This window comes from Achromobacter sp. JD-1 (assembly GCF_038594925.1).
GTDB classification, from domain to species: Bacteria; Pseudomonadota; Gammaproteobacteria; order Burkholderiales; family Burkholderiaceae_B; genus Achromobacter; species Achromobacter spanius_C.
The window spans coordinates 55,335-72,600 of sequence record NZ_JBCGCS010000017.1 but is presented as its reverse complement, the minus strand read 5'-3'; the positions used below and the strand labels follow the sequence as shown (position 1 = coordinate 72,600).

Here is a 17,266-nt window from a genome sequence, read left to right as displayed (position 1 = left end):
CATGAACAAGACCGTGGCCGCCGCGCCGCGCGATGAAGGCACGGAGTCCGAGCGCCGTCGCGAGCTGGTGCTGACGGCGGGCAGGCTGTTCTGCAAGCACGGCTACGAGCGCACCACCGTGCGCGAACTGGCCCGCGCCGTGGGCTTGCAGTCCGGCAGCCTGTTCCACCATTTCCGCAGCAAGGAAGAAATACTGGTGGCCGTCATGAACAACGGCATCCAGGAAGTGATCGACGGCGGCGAACGGGCGCTGGCGCACTACGACGCGCCGGCCGACCGCCTGGCGGCGCTGTTTCGCGTGCACATGTGGAGCATGCTGCAAGGGGCGGGCGGCGACGCCATGAACGCGCTGGTGTACGAATGGCGCAGCTTGTCCGCGCCCAGCCAGTCGGCGGTGAAGGCGCTAAGCGATCACTACGAGGCGATGTGGCAGTCGGTGGTGGCGGGGGCCGTGGATGCAGGCCTGATCAAGGGCGATGCGCGCGTCATCAAGCGCTGCGTGCTGGGGGCAATGAACCTGACGGTGCAGTGGTACAAGCCGGACGGGCGTCTGGCGCCGGCGGCTTTCATTGATGCGATGTTGTCGGCGTCGTTGCCGACATTGCCAGAAGGGGCGGGCGCGTGGCCGCTGGAGGGGGATGCTGACGCGTCGCCGACGATGCCGGCGCCGGGTGGGCCCACATCACCATCGCCTGATGCCGGCGCCTAGCCGCGACGCTTCAAGAATGCGGCCACGGCGCACGCCACGCCCAAGGCCAGCAGGCAAGCGGATACGGGCAGCAGGAAGTCGGCTTCGCCGTGATAGCCGCCGCCGGTGACGCCGCCGGCCACACCACCCATCCACAGCAGGGCCGTCAAGATCGCGGCCGCCACGGAGATCGCGGCGGCGATGCACAAGGCAATGAACACCGGCCGGCGCGGCCGCGCGGAGACATAGGGCGAAGCCGGCAGAACGCGGCGGGGTTGCTTGATCCAGTAGATCAGCCCCGCCGCGATCAGCAGCAGCATCAGGATCTTGAAGATCATGACGCGGCCTTGGCCAAGCAGCCTTTAGTCTTCACGACGCAGGTGCGGGAACAGGATGACGTCGCGAATGCTGGGGCTGTCGGTCAGCAGCATGACCAGGCGGTCGATGCCGATGCCGCAGCCGCCCGTCGGAGGCATGCCGTATTCCAGCGCGCGGATGTAGTCCGCGTCGTAGAACATGGCTTCTTCGTCGCCCGCGTCCTTGGCTTCCACTTGCGAGCGGAAGCGTTCGGCCTGGTCTTCGGGGTCGTTCAATTCCGAGAAGCCGTTGGCGATTTCGCGGCCCGTCATGAACAGCTCGAAGCGCTCGGTGATGCCTTCGCGCGTGTCGGAAGCGCGCGCCAGCGGCGACACTTCAACCGGGTAGTCGATGATGTAGGTGGGGTTCCAGAGCTTGGCTTCGGCCGTCTCTTCGAACAGCGCCAGTTGCAGCGCGCCCAGGCCGGCGCGCGACAGCACCGGGCCGTCGGCATCCGCGCCCAGCTTCTTCAATTCGGCGCGTACGAAGGCGGGGTCGTCCAGTTGTTCCTGGGTGTAGCCCGGCGCGTACTTCAGGATGGCTTCGCAGATGGTCAGGCGGTCGAACGGCTTGGACAAGTCCAGCTCGCGTTCCTGATACGTCAGCACGGCGCTGCCGGTGGCCGAGACGGCCGCCTGGCGGATCAGTTCTTCCGTGAAGTCCATCAGCCAGCGGTATTCCGCAAAGGCCGCGTAGAACTCCATCATCGTGAATTCAGGGTTGTGACGCGGGCTGACGCCTTCGTTGCGGAAGTTGCGGTTGACTTCGAACACGCGCTCGAAGCCGCCGACGATCAGGCGCTTCAGGTAGAGCTCGGGCGCAATGCGCAGGTACATTTCCATGTCCAGCGCATTGTGGTGCGTGACGAAGGGCTTGGCCGCCGCGCCACCCGGAATCGGGTGCAGCATGGGCGTTTCCACTTCCAGGAAGCCGGCGTTCAGCATGAACTGGCGGATGCTGCCCACGGCCTTGCTGCGCGCTTCAAACGTGCGGCGCGTGGTGTCCGTCATGATCAGGTCAACGTAGCGCTGGCGGTAGCGCAGTTCCTGGTCGGCCACGCCGTGAAACTTGTCGGGCAGCGGGCGCAGCGACTTCGACAGCAGGCGGGCGGTGGCGGCATGCACCGACAGTTCGCCCTTGTTGGTCTTGAAGACCGACCCTTCGATCGCGATGATGTCGCCGATGTCCCATTGCTTGAACGCGGCGTAGTTGTCTTCGCCCAGCGTGCCACGGTCCAGGTAGATCTGGATGCGGCCGGTGCTGTCTTGCAGCGTGGCGAAGCTGGCCTTGCCCATGACGCGCTTGAGCATCATGCGGCCGGCGACCTTGACGGTGACGGCGGCGGCGGCCAGGGCTTCCTGTTCTTCGCCGTCGTACTTGTCGTGCAGCGCGGCGGCGCGGGCGTCCGGAACGAAATCGTTGGGGTACGCGACCCCGGTTTCGCGCAGTTTGGCCAGCTTGGCGCGCCGTTCGGCGATCAAGCGGTTTTCATCCTGGGCGGGTGCCGGAGTGGTCGAGTGGTCGGTCATGGTAAGGGGATCAGTCGTAATTGCGGATGTCGTCGATTTCGGTCGTGCCGAAATCTTCGCGATCCAGGTAGGCAAGGATGCGGGCGGCCACGTTGGCGGGCGAAGCGAGCTTGCCGGTGGCGTGGAAGTCCTGGAACTTGGCCAGCGCCGGGAAGCTGTCGGGGTCGCTGGAACGGATGGCGACCTGCATGTCGGTGTCGACGATGCCGGGGGCCAGCGCGACGATGCGCGCGCCGTCATCGCCTTGTTCCTGCTTGACCACGCGCGTATACATGTCCAGCGCGGCCTTGGTGGCGCAGTAGACGCCCCAGCCGGCGTTCGGGTTGCGGCCCGCGCCAGACGAGATGTTCAGCACGCGGCGGTCGGCCTTCAGGTCTTCGACGGCGGCCAAAAAGCGCGCGGTCAGCAGCATGACGGCGGTGACGTTCAGATTGAACGCGGCGGTAATGGCCGCGCTGTCGGTCAAGGCGTCGGTGCCGGCCACGGGGTGCACCGTGCCCGCATTGTTGATCAGCAGATAGCGCTTGGCATCGCGGGGCAGGGCCGAGCAGATGCGTTCGGCCGCGGTTTCCGCTGCCTTCAGGTCCGAGAGGTCCACGGACAGTTGTTCCAGTTGCACATCCTGCGACCGCGCGTAGGCGGCCAGTTCGGGGTCTTCGCGGCGCGCCAGCGTGATCAGGCGGGTGCCCGGTTTGAGCAGGCCGCGCGCCATGGCGGCGCCGATGCCGCGCGAAGCGCCGGTAAGGATTGCGATGGTGTCAGACATTCGTGGACCTCTGGGTGCGGTTAGCGGAAGTACTGCGACAAACTTAAACGCCTTGCTTCAGGCTGGCCTGGATGAAGGGATCCAGGTCGCCGTCCAGCACTTTTTGCGTGTTGGAGATTTCAACGTTCGTGCGCAGGTCCTTGATGCGGCTCTGGTCCAGCACGTAGGAACGGATCTGGTGGCCCCAGCCCACGTCGGTCTTGGAGTCTTCCAGCTTCTGCTGTTCGGCCATGCGGTTGCGCATTTCCAGTTCGTAGAGCTTGGACTTCAGCATCTGCATGGCTTCGGCTCGGTTGCGGTGCTGCGAACGGTCGTTCTGGCACTGCACCACGATGCCCGTGGGGATGTGGGTCAGGCGCACGGCGGAATCGGTCTTGTTGATGTGCTGACCGCCCGCGCCGGACGCGCGGTAGGTGTCCACGCGCAGGTCGGCGGGGTTTACTTCAACTTCGAATGATTCGTCGACTTCCGGGTACACGAACACGCTGGCAAACGACGTGTGGCGGCCGCCGGAGGAATCGAACGGGCTTTTGCGGACCAGGCGATGCACGCCGGTTTCGGTGCGCAGGTAGCCAAAGGCGTATTCGCCTTCCATCTTGATGGTGGCCGACTTGATGCCCGCAACGTCGCCTTCGGATTCTTCCAGCACTTCAACCTTGAAGCCCTTGCGCTCGGCGTACTTGAGGTACTGACGCAGCAGCATCGAGGCCCAGTCCTGCGCTTCCGTGCCGCCCGCGCCCGCCTGGATGTCCAGGAAGCAGTTCAGCGGGTCGGCCGGATTGGAGAACATGCGGCGGAATTCCAGGTTTTCGAGCTTTTCCTGGAATGCGTCGGCGTCTTTTTCGATGGATTCAAGGGTGGAATCGTCGTCGTCGGCCTCGGCCAGTTCGAACAATTCATTGGCATCGGCCAGGCCCGTGCCAAGACCGGTGAGCGTTTCCACCACGTCTTCCAGGGCTTTCTTTTCACGGCCCAGGTCCTGGGCGTGCTTGGGGTCGTTCCAGACCGCCGGGTCTTCGAGCTCGGCGTTTACAACGTGCAGGCGTTCAGCTTTGGCATCGTAGTCAAAGATACCTCCGTAGAGCCTGTTCGCGCTCCGCATAATCGGCGAGGCGGGCTGCGAGCTGGTTCTGACGTTCGGCTTCCATGATGATTCCTGATGACTTTTGTGCGAAACCTGGCATTTTACCGTGGATGAGGCAATAGCGCGGGCGGGTGTTGTAAGACGGGGGGGACGGATGGGATAGAGCGGGCGCGCTGATCGTAGGATGGGTGAAGCGCGGGAAGGCGTTGGCAAGAATTCAGGTGCGGGACGCGCGTAACCCATCAGCCGGCCGCCACCGTATAGATACGGCCCATGAGAATTGGGCGTTGTTTGATGGGTTGCGCGCGTTCTACACCTGCGTTCTTGCGCGGACTTTGCCGCGCTTCACCCATCCTACGGATGTGAATCCGCTTTTTACCCCGCGTGTTCGATCACCAACTGTACCGACACCATCCCGTTCCACACGTTCTGCTCCAGCCGGTACGCGGCCTGTATGTGTTCCGGCAACGATTGGTCGTGGCCGAACCAGATGGCGTCAAAGCGCTGATGCCCGCGTTCCAATGACAGCTTCAAATGCTTTTCACCAACCAAACGCTGGTTGCGCACGGTGAATTCGTCCAGGAACAAGGGAGCGGCAAAGCCGGCGCCCCAGACCTGTTGCTGCAGCATGCCCGCGACTTCGGCGTTGGCGTAGCCCGACTCCAAAGACCCATCGGTTTCGATGACGGGCTCAAACGTGTCGCGGCCGGTCAGCTCACGCACCGCCGCGTCGAACGCGGGGGCGAAGGCGGGGAAGTCGGCGCGGCCCAGCGTCAGGCCGGCCGCCATGGCGTGGCCGCCGAACTTGCGGATCAGATTGGGATGGCGCTTGGATACGAGGTCCAGCGCATCGCGCAGGTGCACGTCGGGAATCGAACGGCCCGACCCCCGGATCTCGTCGTCGCCCGCGGGGGCGAACGCCAGGGTGGGGCGCCAGAATTTTTCTTTCAGGCGCGAGGCCACCAGGCCCACCACGCCCTGGTGCCAACCGGGGTCGAACACGCAGACCGTGGCGCCCGCCGCCGCGTTGGGTTCTTCCATGGCGGCCAGCGCCTGCTCGCGCATTTCGGCTTCGATGGTGCGGCGTTCGCGGTTGATGTTGTCAAGCTCTCGCGCCATTTCCAACGCCTGCGCTTCGTCGTCGGTGGTCAGGCAGGCAATGCCCAGGCTCATGTCGGCCAGGCGGCCCGCTGCGTTGATGCGCGGACCCAGCGCAAAGCCCAGGTCGAAACCATTGGCGCTGCGCGGCTCGCGGCCGGCCACGGCGAACAGCGCGCGCAGGCCCGGTTGCAGGCGGCCGCTGCGCATGCGTTGCAGGCCTTGCGTGACCAGCAGGCGGTTGTTGGCGTCCAGCTTGACCACGTCGGCCACGGTGCCCAAGGCCACCAGATCTGACAGCGCATCCAGGCGCGGGCCGCCATCGGCCGGGTAGACGCCACGGCGGCGCAGTTCGGCGCGCAAGGCCAGCATCATGTAGAAGATCACGCCCACGCCCGCCAGGTTCTTGGACGGGAAACCGCAGCCGGGTTGGTTCGGGTTCACGATGGCCAGCGCGTCGGGCAAGGTGTCGCCCGGCAAGTGGTGGTCGGTGATGACCACGCCGATGCCGGCGTCGTTGGCGGCGGCCACGCCGTCGACGCTGGCGATGCCGTTGTCCACGGTGATGATGATGTCGGGCTTGCCGCTGCGGTGGCGCACGGCCAGGTCCACCACGGCGGGCGACAGGCCATAGCCGGTTTCAAAGCGGTTCGGCACCAGGAAGTCAACGTCGGCGCCCATGGCGGACAGGGCGCGCAGGCCGACCGCGCAGGCGGTGGCGCCGTCGCAATCGTAGTCGGCCACGATCAAGAGCTTCTTGCCGGCCTGGATGGCGTCGGCCAGCACGCCGGCGGCGTGCGCGGAATGGGTCAGGCCGGCGGGCGGCAGCAGCGACGGCCACGCCAGCTTGGTTTGATCAGGGTGCGTGACGCCGCGCGCGGCCCACAGGCGGGCCAGCAGCGGATGGATGCCCGACGCTTCCAGGATGCGGCAGGCTTCCAGGGCGGCGGGTCGGGTCGTTAAGCGGGGTGAGACCACCAGGCGCTCCAGTTTTTCTTGGGCGCGGGCAGCAAGCCTAGCAGGCCCCCGCGCGGTTTCAGGGTCAGCGCGGCTTGGCGGTCGTCGCCCAGCAGCAGCAGTTCGGTGGGGGCGGCGGGCAGGCCATGCTTGCCGGCCAGCGGGCGCAGGTGCTGCGCATCCAGTTCGGCCAAGGCGTCCAGCCAGCCGGACCAGTCGCCCGTCCGTTGCGGGGCGTCCAGCCCGGTCAGCACGTACTCGGCACCGGCAGGCTTGGCCGTCCAGGGCGTGCCGCCGCCGTACAGCCACAAGGCGTTGACCGGGGGCAGGCCGCGCGCGGCGCGCTCGTCGTTGACGGGGTGTTCGTGCCACGCCATCTGAATTTCATTGAGCAGCCGGCGCCAGGGGCGGGTTTCGGCGTCTTGGCGCCACCACTCGTTCAGCCGGTGGCCGGCCACCACCTGTGGCGACGCGGTCTGCGGACGCAAGCCCTCGGGCAGCGTCAAGCGCCAGCGTTGGGGTGACAGCGCGTGGACGGCGAAACCCGTACCGTCAAACAGCGGGCGCGCCGTGTCCAGCAGGGCGTCGGATTCCTGCGCGCGCAAATCCATTTGCGCCGGGTCCAGCAGGTTGGCCTGATCGGCCCCCAATGCCAGGTGGACCAACTCGGCCAGCCAAACGGCCTGGCCGGCAGGGGCTTGGTCCCCCGCCAGCAGAGGCCCCAGCCCCGCGCCTTGCAGCAGGCCGGGTTCGGCCTGGTAGCCCGCGCGGTTCAGTTGCCAGGATTCGAAAGCGGTACAGCCGTGGGCGCGCATATCAAACGGCGTGGCGCGGGCGGTGCCGGCCTGCAACCAGTGGTGCAGCGTGGGGGCGCGCTCGGGTAGCAGTTTGGCCAGTTCGGCGGCAACGGGAAGGGCGGGCAGGGCGCCCGGAATGACGATCAGCATGGCGGGGATTGTAGTCTGGCAAGGCGGCGGGAACTAAGGGGGGGTAGCGCCTGCCATAGCTTGACACGGCTGGTCGTGGAACCGCACATCCGCGGCGCGATTTCCAGGCCGTTAATGCCATAATGCGCACGTGCTGAAAATACCCTACGAACTATGGATAGGCGCCCGCTATGCCGGGATGGCCCGAATCCGCCAGCGACGCGGGCGCCGCGATCGCTTCATCTCCTTCATCGCCGCCAGTTCCATGGCGGGTATCGCGCTGGGCGTTGCCGCCCTGATCGTGGTGCTGTCCGTGATGAACGGGTTTCAAAAAGAAGTGCGCGACCGCATGTTGTCGGTGCTGCCGCACATCGAACTCTACATTCCCGGCGCCTTGCCAGAACGGGTGCTTGAGCAGTGGCAGCAGTTCGCCACCGCGGCCGAGAAGAACCCCGAGGTCAAGGCCGGCGCGCCCTTCGTGGCGGCGCAGGGCATGTTGGTACGCGGCCAGGCGCTGCGCGGTGTGCAGGTACGGGGCATCGACCCGGCCACCGAAGGCAACGTGTCTGACCTGCCGCGCCAGATGGTATCGGGCAAGCTGACCGACCTGAAAGCCGGCGGCTTCGGCGTGGTGCTGGGCAATGAGCTGGCCGATGGCCTGGGCGTCAAAGTGGGCGACACGCTGCTGATGATGGCGCCGCAGGGCTCGATCAGCCCGGCCGGTTTTGCGCCGCGCATGCGCCAGTTCACCGTGGTGGGCGTGTTCTCGTCGGGCCACTATGAATACGACTCGTCGCTGGCGTTCGTGGACAACCAGGACGCCGCGCGCGTGTTCCGCGAAAGCGGCACGGCGGGTGTGCGGCTGCGCATTGCCGACATGCAGAAAGCGCCCGAAGTCGCCAACGAACTGAAGAAGGTCTTGCCGCCCTACGTGATGGCCAGCGACTGGTCGCGCAACAATCGCACCTGGTTCGCCGCCGTGCAGACCGAAAAGCGCATGATGTTCCTGATCCTGGCCTTGATCGTTGCCGTGGCGGCGTTCAACCTGCTGTCGTCCTTGGTGATGGCCGTGAAGGACAAGCAGTCGGACATCGCCATTCTGCGCACGCTGGGTGCGGGGCCAGGCGAAGTGGCCCGCATCTTCCTGGTGCAGGGCGCCTTGATCGGCGTCATCGGCACCTTGCTGGGCGTGGTGGGCGGCATTGCCATTGCCTACAACGTGGACGTGATCGTGCCCTTCATCGAACGCCTGCTGGGCGTGCATTTCCTGCCGCGCGAAGTCTATTTCATCAGTGCGTTGCCGTCGGATCCGCAAATGGGCGACATCGTCACCATCGGCCTGACGTCCTTGGTCTTGTCGCTGCTGGCCACGCTGTATCCCAGTTGGCGCGCTTCGCGCCTGCAACCGGCACAGGTGCTGCGCCATGATTAAGATTCCCAACGCAGACGCCCTGACCCCCGCGCTGCAAGCCGAAAACATCGTCAAGTTCTACGACGATGGCGCGGCCCGCATTGATGTGCTGAGCGATGTCAGCCTGACGGTGGCGCGCGGCGAGATGGTCGCCATCGTGGGCGCGTCGGGCTCGGGCAAGAGCACCTTGCTGCACATTCTTGGCCTGCTGGACGTGCCCAACAGCGGCTCGGTGTCGGTGGACGGCAAATTGGCCGTGGGCCTGTCTGAAGCGAAAAAGAGCGCGGTGCGCAACAGCAGCCTGGGCTTTGTGTACCAGTTTCACCATCTGCTGCCGGAATTTTCGGCGTTGGATAACGTGGCGATGCCGCTGATCGTGCGTCGCGAAAACCGCGACAAGGCCCGCGAGGCCGCGCGCGAGGTGCTGGCGCTGGTGGGCCTGGCCGCGCGCGAAGACCATTTTCCGGGTCAGTTGTCGGGCGGTGAACGGCAGCGGGTGGCTTTGGCGCGCGCGCTGGTGACGCGCCCGGTGTGTGTGCTGGCCGATGAGCCCACCGGCAACCTGGACCGCAACACGGCGCACAAGATGTTTGAGCTGCTGACCCGCGTGAACCAGGAATCGGGTACGGCGTTCGCCATCGTTACGCACGACCCCGAACTGGCTGCCCGCGCCGACCGCCAATTGTTGATGGAAAGCGGCAGGCTGGTGTCGGGGTAAGCCTGGCAGGGGTGCATAATTCCGCCAAGGAGGCCATGCCCATGCTGATCGACACCCACTGTCATCTGGACGCCGCGGAATTCGACGCCGACCGCCAGCAGGTGGCCGACCACGCTTGCGAAGCCGGCGTCGGGTCCATCGTCATCCCCGCCATCGAACGCGCCAATTTTTCCGTGGTGCAACGGCTGGCCGGCCAGATTGCTGGCGGCGCCTATGCGCTGGGCATCCATCCGCTTTACGTGCAGCGCGCGCAAGAGTCCGACCTGGACGTGCTGCGCGACACCATCAAACAGTGCCTGGGCGACCCCCGCTTTGTTGCTATCGGTGAAATTGGCCTGGACTTTTTCGTGCCCGAGATTTCTGTCGGCGAAGCGCGCGAACGGCAGGAACGGTTCTATGCCGCCCAACTGGACATGGCCGCGGAATTCAAGCTGCCCGTGTTGCTGCATGTGCGCCGGTCGCAAGACATTTTGCTGAAATACCTGCGTCGCCATGGCCCCATTGGCGGCATCGCGCACGCCTTCAACGGCAGCGCGCAGCAAGCCCAAGCGTTCATTGATCACGGGTTTGCGCTGGGCATGGGGGGCGCCATGACGTATGAACGGGCCTTGCAGATTCGCCGCCATGCGGTGGACGTGGACTTGGCGCACCTGGTACTGGAAACCGATGCGCCGGATATTCCTCCTGCCTGGCTGCACCCGCCCCAGCGCCGCAACCGGCCGGGCGAATTGCTGCGTATCGCCGCCGTTCTGGCGGAGCTGCGCGGCATCACGCCCGCGCAGGTGGCGCATGCCACCACGGCCAATGCAATGCGGGTACTGCCGCGCCTGCCGGCTGCAATTCTGACGGACGACGACTGAATCCGTCCCTGAATGTTTAACGCAGATGACAGTGGTTGTCGTATGGATACATCAAAGATCTAAGAAATTTCTGAAAGCTTTCTAAAAACTGAATGAAAGCTGGCAAAAGGATGGACCGCTTATTGGGAATGCCTATCATTGGCGTTCGTTAAAAATCCCAATCAGCGCGATGCGCGCCACCCGCCCGGGTGGTTCCCTGCGATTCCTTATGTCTACTCAGAAAAGCGTTACCGTCCTGGGGGCAGTTCGTCCCAAAATTCTTCCATCTTTCCGCCTGCTGCCCCTGGTCATGGCCATCGCCATGACCGGCGCTGCCCACGCGCAGTCGGCCAACCGGGGCATGGAAGACACCCAGGGCGTTGCGCAACTGGATACCGTGGTGGTCACCGCAGCCGGCTTCGAGCAGGAAATCAAGAACGCGCCCGCGTCCATTTCCGTGATCACGCGCGAACAGCTTGAAACCAAGCCGTTCCACAACCTGGCCGATGCGGTGGCCGACGTGGAAGGCGTGACGGTGGAACGCGGCGGCAAGGCGGGCGGCATGAACATCAGCATCCGTGGCCTGCCCAGCGACTACACGCTGATTCTGATTGACGGCAAGCGATTGAACCAGAACAGTTCGGGCGCGCGGCCCAACGGCTTTGGCGACGTGGACACCAACTTCATCCCGCCCATGGCCGCCATTGAACGCATTGAAGTCGTGCGCGGCCCCATGTCCACGTTGTACGGCTCGGACGCCATGGGCGGCGTGATCAACATCATCACGCGCAAGACCAGCCAGGAATGGATCGGCCAGATCACGCTGGACGGCACCGCGCAAGGCGACAACACCTACGGCAACAACTACGGCGCGGCGTTTTACCTCAGCGGCCCCATCAAGACCGACAAGCTGGGCCTGACCCTGCGCGGCGGCCACTACCGCCGCCTGAGCGCGCACGGCAGCTACCCCGCCAACCAGGCGGAAGCCGACAGCGGCAATTACACCGGCAACATCGCCGCCTTTTCGGGCCTGGGCGACAGCACGCAACAGAACGTGGGCCTGCGCCTGGCGCTGACACCCAACCGCAACCACGACGTGCTGTTCGATGTGGACAGCAACTGGCAAACCTATGACAACGGCAACGAGGAACTGGGCACGCTGAACAGCAGCATCGCGCCCAAGCGCCAGGGCGGCGGCTACGAACCCGAATTGAAGTTCAACCGCCAGCGTTACGCGCTGACGCACCTGGGTCGCTACAGCGGTTCGCTCAGTTCCGACACCAGCCTTGTTTACGACACCACCGAAACCATCGGCCGCACCAATCCGATGAATGCGCCGCGCCGCCCCACAGACGGCGACAAGCGCGATCTGGAATACGACAACTGGGTGTTCGACACCAAGTGGACGACGCCGCTGCTCAACGAACGCCACAACCTGACCGTGGGCGGGCAGTGGCGTGAACAGCATTTCAAGGACACGCTCGTGTCCGCGCCGCTGGACCAGCGCCAGTATCAATGGGCGCTGTTCGCCGAAGACGAATGGCGCATTGTCGACGACCTGGCGCTGACGGCCGGCGCCCGCTACGACCGCAACGAACAATTCGGCGGCAAGTGGAGCCCACGTGGTTACCTGGTCTGGAACGCCACGCCGATGTGGACGGTCAAGGGCGGTGTCAGCAAGGGCTACAAGACGCCCGACATCAACCTGATGACCGACGGCATCATCGGCCTGGGCGCGCAGGGCACCAAGCCCTTGCTGGGCAATTCGCAACTGAAGCCGGAAAGCAGCACCGCGTCCGAACTGGGCCTGCTGTTTGACGACGGCGAGGGCCTGTCCGGCAACCTGACGGCATTCCACACCAAGTTCAAGGACAAGATCGACAACCAAAGCGTGCCCAATTGCCTGGCCGTGGGCGGCCCGGTGGCCGGGTGCCTGGACTTGGGCGTCTGGGAACGCAACGGCATCCCCGTGGCGGACTTTTCGCAGCGCGTGAACGTCGATACCGCCACCATCCAGGGCTTTGAGCTGGGCGGCCGGGTGCCATTGGGGGGCGGCGTCTCGTTCAACGGCAACTACACGCTGACCGCCAGCGAAGTCACCTCGGGCGACAAGGAAGGCCAACCGCTGGGCTCGCAACCGCGCCACGCCCTGAACCTGGGCTTGAACTGGCGCATCAACGACCAGTTCAACGTGTGGGCGCGTGGCGAATACCGCGCCAAGCAGTTCAACAACATGAACTGGGAAAAAGAGCAGGTGTTCTACAACCCGTACTGGCTGGCCAGCACGGGCGGCTCGTATATCGTCAACAAGAACGTCACCTTGTCGGCGTCGGTGTTCAACCTGTTCGACAAGAACTTCGTGAACTACGGTCCGACGAAGGTGGGTTCCACCACGCCCGCCGCGAACGCCAACTGGACCAACTCGTACCGCCAGGTGCTGGAAGGCCGCCGCTTGTGGGTATCGGCGAACATCACGTTCTGATGCCGGTGGACAAGGGCTGCCGCGCCTCGCGCGGCAGCTCGATGCGCACGCTCAAGCCCTGCGGCGAGACGTTGCGCGCCCGGATGCGGCCTTTATGTGCCGCCACCGCGGCCTGGGCAATGGACAGGCCCAGGCCCGCGCCGGAACCCGGCGTGCTGGCGCCCGAGGCGGCGCGGAAAAATGGCTCGAACAGGGATTCCAGGTCTTCCTGCGCGACCCCGGGTCCCCGGTCTTCAATCTCTACGCAAACGACATCGGCGTGCTCCAGCAGCCGCACCCGGATCGCGCTGTGGGCGGGCGCAAAGCGCAGCGCGTTGCGCATGACGTTTTCGATGGCGCTGGACAGGCTGTCGCGGTCGCCGATGAGAGTCACCGGCGCCTGCGGCTCCCACACGATACGCAACTGCTGTTCGCTGGCTTCAAAGCGGGCGTCGTCCACCACCGCGCTGACGATGTCGGTCAGGTCCAGCACCTCGCGCGGTTCCGGCAGCGCGCCCAGGCGGGCCAGCCGCAAGGTGCTGCCGACCAGCGCGTCCAGCCGCTCGCATTCACGTTCGATGCGGTCCAGTTGCACGTCCTGGCGTTCGTCCTTGCGGCGCGCCAGCTCGCTGGCAAGACGCAGGCGGGCCAGCGGCGAGCGTAGCTCGTGCGCGATGTTGTGCAGCAATTGTTCGCGCGTATCCACCACCGCCTTCAAGCGGTCCGCCATGGCGTTGAAGTCGCGCGCAAGCAGGCCAAGTTCGTCCTTGCGCCCGGCCAGCTTGGCCGGTGTGTGGGCGTCCAGGTCGCCCGCCGCCAAGGCATGCGTGGTGTGGCGCAACTGCGTCAGGGGCGCGGTGACGTGACGCGTCAGCGCCCAGCAGAAGGGCGCCGTGACCGCCAGCGCGAACAGCAGCAAGGCCAGCGCCACGGGCGACAGCCCCAGCACTTCCCAGTGCGAGGAGTCGAATGGCAGGAACAGCATCAGCCGTTCGGAGCCATCAGGCAGCACCAGAAGCTGGGGTTGCCACCACGACACGCGCTGGCCCGAGGTCTCGGGCGCCAGCAGTTCAGCCTGCGTGGGCCGGTCCGACGCGGCGCGATAGGCGCTGAGCCAATCGTGCATGCGGGCGGGCAGCGTGCGGCCCAGGATTTCGGCGTCGTTTGCGTCCAGGATGTAGATCTTCAGCGCGGAATAGCGCTGGTCCATCGCTTCGACCCAGCGTCGCAGCCCGCCTTCGCCATGAATGCGCGCCACCTGTTCCGCGTCGTGCGTCAGGCTGGCGGGGTTCAGGCCGTCCAGGGAATTGATGCGATACCAGGCGACGGCCGCCGTGAACAGCATGCCGCAGACCAGGATGATGGCCATGGCGGACCAGAACGTCAGGAATGCGCGCCAGAACAGCGACCGCGTGGGCAACAACCAGGGCATCAGGCCGAACCCGCCAGCACATAGCCCAGGCCGCGCAGGTTGCGGATCGACAGCGCGCCGTTGGCCTGGTCCAGATGTAGTTTCTTGCGCAAGGCGCTGATGTGGGTGTCGATGCTGCGGTCGTAGCGGTCAGGCCGTCGGCCCAGCGCGTACAGGCCGATCTGCTCGCGCGCCACCACCTGGCCGGGGGCGCGCATCAGCAGTTCCAGGATGCGCTGCTCGGCGCCTGTCAGCGGCACCTCTTCGGTGTCCAGCCGCGCGCGGCCCGTGGCCGGGTCCAGCGACAAGGCGCCCACCGTCAGGCTGGGCCGGGTGGTTTCCGGAATTTCTTCAAAGCGCCGCAGCACCGCCGTCATGCGCGCCTTGAGCTCGCGCGGGCTGAAGGGCTTGGCCAGATAGTCGTCGGCGCCGAATTCGAGTCCCAACACGCGGTCGGTTTCACCGCCGTGCGCCGTGAACATGATGACCGGGCGTCGCGATCGTTGCCGGTATTGCTTGAGCAGGTCCAGGCCATTGCCATCTGGCAGCATCAGGTCCAGCAGGATCAGGTCGTAGTCTTGCTGCGCCAACAGGGCAAGCCCGTGGGCGCCCGTGTGGGCCAGGCTGAGCAGGCAATGATTGGGTTCAAGGTATTCCTGCAGCATCTGCGCCAGTTCGACGTCGTCGTCGATGAGCAGGATGCGGCGCGCAGGCGCTGATTGGGAGAAGAGCATTCTGATGGGGTTCCGCACTCGGTAGTGTGGCTGAACGCCGCCTGCCGGAGTGTCAAGAAGTGCGAAGAAGATAAAAGTTGCGGAAAGGTGTTTGCCGGGTTCCGAAGGCCTCAATTCTAATATGAGAATAGTTTTCATTAAGAAATAAGAGGCAGACCCAAGGCCGCGCAAGGGGCGCGGCAAGGTCTGGTACGGGAGCAAGCGAGCATCATGAGCAGCAACGATCTGGCCTTGGGCGGCCGTGTTTTGACATCGCGCACGCAGTTGGCGGCGGCACTTTGCGCAGCGGGTTTGGGCATGGGCCCGGGGGCGGCGTGGGCGCAGAACGCCAACGAAGCCAAGACCCTGGAAACCGTCGTGGTAACGGCCAGTGGCTACGAACAGCAGATTCAGGATGCGCCCGCGTCCATCAGCGTGATCACCAGCGAAGACCTGGACAAGAAGTTCTACCGTGACGTGAACGACGCCTTGCTGGAAGTGCCGGGCGTCATCATCACGGGTGGCGGTGACCGCCAGGACATCAGCCTGCGTGGCATGGGCCCGCAATACACGCTGATCTTGATCGACGGCAAGCGCCAGAGCTCGCGCGAAACCCGCACCAACTCGGATTCCGCCGGCGTGGAAGGCGGCTGGACGCCGCCTCTGGCGGCCATCGAGCGCATCGAAGTGGTGCGCGGCCCGATGTCGTCGCTGTATGGTTCGGACGCCATGGGCGGGGTGATCAACATCATCACCCGCAAGGTTCCCGATGAATGGGGCGGCGAGATCCGCATGGACACGACCATTCAGGAAAGCAATAAATCCGGCGACATCTACCAGGGCAACTTCTACCTGGCGGGTCCCATCAAGAACGATTTGCTGGGTTTGCAGATCTACGGCCAGGCCTCGCAACGCGACGAAGACGACATCGTCAACGGCTTTCGCAAGCGCAATTCGGACAGCGTGACGGCCAAGCTGGCGCTGACGCCCAACCGCGACCACGACATCGTGCTGGAAGCCACCACGATGCGCCAGAAAATGCAGGAAACGCTGGGCAAGACGGTGGCCCCGCTGGAGCCGGGCGTGGCGTGCCCACGCACCGGCTGCCCGGCGTCGGGCCAGAACGATTACCGCAGCAACAAGTGGGCGCTGTCGCACACCGGGCGCTGGGGCTGGGCCGTGTCGGACAGCTATGTGCAGCAGGAAGAGTTTGACAACCGCTCGCGTCAGATGAAGGTCAAGAACCTGAATCTGCAAACCAGCTGGACCATGCCGCTGGGCTCGCACATGCTGACCTTGGGCGGCACCTATTTGAGCCAGCGCCTGAACGACCAGACCGGCAACCAACTGGCCGGCGGCCCCAGCAAGGTCGACCGCTATCAGTGGGCCTTGTTCGCCGAAGACGAATGGCGCCTGACCGAATCGTTTGCCGTCACCACCGGCCTGCGCATGGACGAAGACGAAAACTTCGGCACCCATTTCAGCCCGCGCCTGTATGGCGTGTGGCACATGGCTGAGCGCTGGACCTTGAAGGGCGGCGTGTCCACGGGTTTCCGCGCACCGGACCTGCGCCAGACGGTGGCGGGCTGGGGCCAGGTCAGCCGGGGCGGCAACATGTACGGCAACCCCGACCTGACGCCCGAGAAGTCGGTTACCGAGGAAATCGGCATCCTATATGACGATGGCGAAGGCTTCAACGCCGGCCTGACTTTGTTCAACAACGACTTCAAGGACAAGATCACCCGCGTGGCTTGCCCCTTGTCGCAATGCACGGAAGGCCCCAACCAGTTCGGCTCCAATCCCACCACCTACATGAACGTGGACAAGGCCGTGTCGCGCGGCGTGGAAGCCAGCATGAAGCTGCCGTTGGCGCGCGATTTGTCTTTGACCAGCAGCTACACGTACACCAAGTCGGAACAGAAGTCGGGCCAGTACAAGGGCGAACCGCTGAACCAACTGCCCAAGCATTTGTTCACCACCACGGTGAACTGGCAGGCGTCGGACGCGCTGGAAGCCTGGGCGCGCGTGAACTACCGAGGCAAGGAAAGCCAGCCCACCACGGGCGCGTCGTCGTCGGCGGTGGTGGCGCCGTCCTATACCTTCGTGGACATGGGCGCGTCGTACGCGGTGAACAAGACCGTATCGGTGTATGCCGGCATCTACAACCTGTTCGACAAGCAGGTCACGTATGACGACTACGAGTACGTGGAAGACGGCCGCCGTTACTGGCTGGGCGTGGGCGTGAAATTCTGATCGCAATGAGCAAGGGGGGGGCGCTTCTCGTCCCCCCGCAATACACAGAGGGTTC

14 protein-coding genes are annotated in these 17,266 nt (G+C 65.0%); 6 read left to right on the top strand and 8 right to left on the bottom strand.

Going from position 1 to position 17,266, the window contains the following annotated elements:
- Position 1 precedes the first annotated feature (1 nt).
- On the top strand, positions 2 to 709 hold the full coding sequence (locus WBR68_RS22940) for a TetR/AcrR family transcriptional regulator (protein ID WP_230695348.1): 708 nt from the start codon (positions 2 to 4) through the stop codon (positions 707 to 709).
- Here the strand turns inward: WBR68_RS22940 and WBR68_RS22935 are convergent.
- From WBR68_RS22935 to WBR68_RS22910, 6 genes are all read right to left on the bottom strand, one after another.
- Positions 706 to 1,026, bottom strand: coding sequence for a hypothetical protein (locus tag WBR68_RS22935; protein ID WP_050445307.1), 321 nt, complete (start codon positions 1,024 to 1,026; stop codon positions 706 to 708). The two genes, WBR68_RS22940 and WBR68_RS22935, sit on opposite strands and share 4 nt — an antisense overlap.
- Positions 1,027 to 1,050: 24 nt before the next feature.
- Positions 1,051 to 2,574, bottom strand: coding sequence for a lysine--tRNA ligase (lysS, locus tag WBR68_RS22930; RefSeq protein ID WP_127184961.1), 1,524 nt, complete (start codon positions 2,572 to 2,574; stop codon positions 1,051 to 1,053).
- Between the two features lie 10 nt (positions 2,575 to 2,584).
- On the bottom strand, positions 2,585 to 3,340 hold the full coding sequence (locus WBR68_RS22925; protein ID WP_127184960.1) for an SDR family oxidoreductase: 756 nt from the start codon (positions 3,338 to 3,340) through the stop codon (positions 2,585 to 2,587).
- Positions 3,341 to 3,383: 43 nt separating this feature from the next.
- A protein-coding gene (gene prfB / locus WBR68_RS22920; protein WP_100856261.1) for a peptide chain release factor 2 occupies positions 3,384 to 4,488 on the bottom strand; the annotation gives its coding sequence in 2 pieces (ribosomal slippage) (positions 3,384 to 4,406 and positions 4,408 to 4,488; 1,104 coding nt in all).
- Between the two features lie 311 nt (positions 4,489 to 4,799).
- Positions 4,800 to 6,500, bottom strand: coding sequence for a single-stranded-DNA-specific exonuclease RecJ (recJ, locus tag WBR68_RS22915; protein ID WP_100856260.1), 1,701 nt, complete (start codon positions 6,498 to 6,500; stop codon positions 4,800 to 4,802).
- Positions 6,482 to 7,426, bottom strand: a complete 945-nt coding sequence (locus WBR68_RS22910) for a hypothetical protein (RefSeq protein ID WP_230695347.1) — start codon at positions 7,424 to 7,426, stop codon at positions 6,482 to 6,484. Before WBR68_RS22910 ends, recJ begins: the two co-directional genes overlap by 19 nt.
- A 178-nt stretch (positions 7,427 to 7,604) precedes the next feature.
- Between WBR68_RS22910 and WBR68_RS22905 the strand changes: the two genes are divergently transcribed.
- From WBR68_RS22905 to WBR68_RS22890, 4 genes are all read left to right on the top strand, one after another.
- On the top strand, positions 7,605 to 8,837 hold the full coding sequence (locus WBR68_RS22905; protein ID WP_230695377.1) for a lipoprotein-releasing ABC transporter permease subunit: 1,233 nt from the start codon (positions 7,605 to 7,607) through the stop codon (positions 8,835 to 8,837).
- Positions 8,830 to 9,534, top strand: coding sequence for an ABC transporter ATP-binding protein (locus WBR68_RS22900; protein ID WP_050445313.1), 705 nt, complete (start codon positions 8,830 to 8,832; stop codon positions 9,532 to 9,534). The genes WBR68_RS22905 and WBR68_RS22900 overlap by 8 nt, the downstream gene beginning before the upstream one ends.
- Before the next feature lie 41 nt (positions 9,535 to 9,575).
- Positions 9,576 to 10,394, top strand: coding sequence for a TatD family hydrolase (locus tag WBR68_RS22895; RefSeq protein ID WP_050445401.1), 819 nt, complete (start codon positions 9,576 to 9,578; stop codon positions 10,392 to 10,394).
- A 208-nt stretch (positions 10,395 to 10,602) separates the two neighbouring features.
- The gene (locus tag WBR68_RS22890; RefSeq protein ID WP_230695346.1) at positions 10,603 to 12,855 is read left to right on the top strand and encodes a TonB-dependent receptor domain-containing protein; all 2,253 of its coding nucleotides are present in this window, start codon (positions 10,603 to 10,605) and stop codon (positions 12,853 to 12,855) included.
- Here WBR68_RS22890 and WBR68_RS22885 read toward each other — a convergent pair.
- Together WBR68_RS22885 and WBR68_RS22880 are read right to left on the bottom strand one after the other, a co-directional pair.
- On the bottom strand, positions 12,845 to 14,266 hold the full coding sequence (locus WBR68_RS22885; RefSeq protein ID WP_230695345.1) for a HAMP domain-containing sensor histidine kinase: 1,422 nt from the start codon (positions 14,264 to 14,266) through the stop codon (positions 12,845 to 12,847). The two genes, WBR68_RS22890 and WBR68_RS22885, sit on opposite strands and share 11 nt — an antisense overlap.
- Positions 14,266 to 14,979: a response regulator transcription factor gene (locus tag WBR68_RS22880; RefSeq protein ID WP_230695344.1), complete on the bottom strand. Its 714-nt coding sequence runs from the start codon at positions 14,977 to 14,979 to the stop codon at positions 14,266 to 14,268. Before WBR68_RS22880 ends, WBR68_RS22885 begins: the two co-directional genes overlap by 1 nt.
- Before the next feature lie 210 nt (positions 14,980 to 15,189).
- Here WBR68_RS22880 and WBR68_RS22875 point away from each other — a divergent pair, with 210 nt between their 5' ends.
- A complete protein-coding gene (locus WBR68_RS22875; protein WP_230695343.1) occupies positions 15,190 to 17,211 on the top strand; it encodes a ligand-gated channel protein in 2,022 nt (673 codons plus the stop codon).
- The last annotated feature ends 55 nt before the right edge of the window (positions 17,212 to 17,266 follow it).

Bases quoted from the DNA above. Each gene is read 5' to 3' on its own strand.
- WBR68_RS22880 (WP_230695344.1), bottom strand. From the start codon at position 14,979: ATGCTCTTCTCCCAATCAGCGCCTGCGCGCCGCATCCTGCTCATCGAC.
- WBR68_RS22885 (WP_230695345.1), bottom strand. From the start codon at position 14,266: ATGCCCTGGTTGTTGCCCACGCGGTCGCTGTTCTGGCGCGCATTCCTG.
- WBR68_RS22940 (WP_230695348.1), top strand. From the start codon at position 2: ATGAACAAGACCGTGGCCGCCGCGCCGCGCGATGAAGGCACGGAGTCC.
- WBR68_RS22910 (WP_230695347.1), bottom strand. From the start codon at position 7,426: ATGCTGATCGTCATTCCGGGCGCCCTGCCCGCCCTTCCCGTTGCCGCC.
- WBR68_RS22900 (WP_050445313.1), top strand. From the start codon at position 8,830: ATGATTAAGATTCCCAACGCAGACGCCCTGACCCCCGCGCTGCAAGCC.
- lysS (WP_127184961.1), bottom strand. From the start codon at position 2,574: ATGACCGACCACTCGACCACTCCGGCACCCGCCCAGGATGAAAACCGC.
- WBR68_RS22875 (WP_230695343.1), top strand. From the start codon at position 15,190: ATGAGCAGCAACGATCTGGCCTTGGGCGGCCGTGTTTTGACATCGCGC.
- WBR68_RS22890 (WP_230695346.1), top strand. From the start codon at position 10,603: ATGTCTACTCAGAAAAGCGTTACCGTCCTGGGGGCAGTTCGTCCCAAA.
- WBR68_RS22895 (WP_050445401.1), top strand. From the start codon at position 9,576: ATGCTGATCGACACCCACTGTCATCTGGACGCCGCGGAATTCGACGCC.
- WBR68_RS22935 (WP_050445307.1), bottom strand. From the start codon at position 1,026: ATGATCTTCAAGATCCTGATGCTGCTGCTGATCGCGGCGGGGCTGATC.
- WBR68_RS22905 (WP_230695377.1), top strand. From the start codon at position 7,605: ATGGCCCGAATCCGCCAGCGACGCGGGCGCCGCGATCGCTTCATCTCC.
- WBR68_RS22925 (WP_127184960.1), bottom strand. From the start codon at position 3,340: ATGTCTGACACCATCGCAATCCTTACCGGCGCTTCGCGCGGCATCGGC.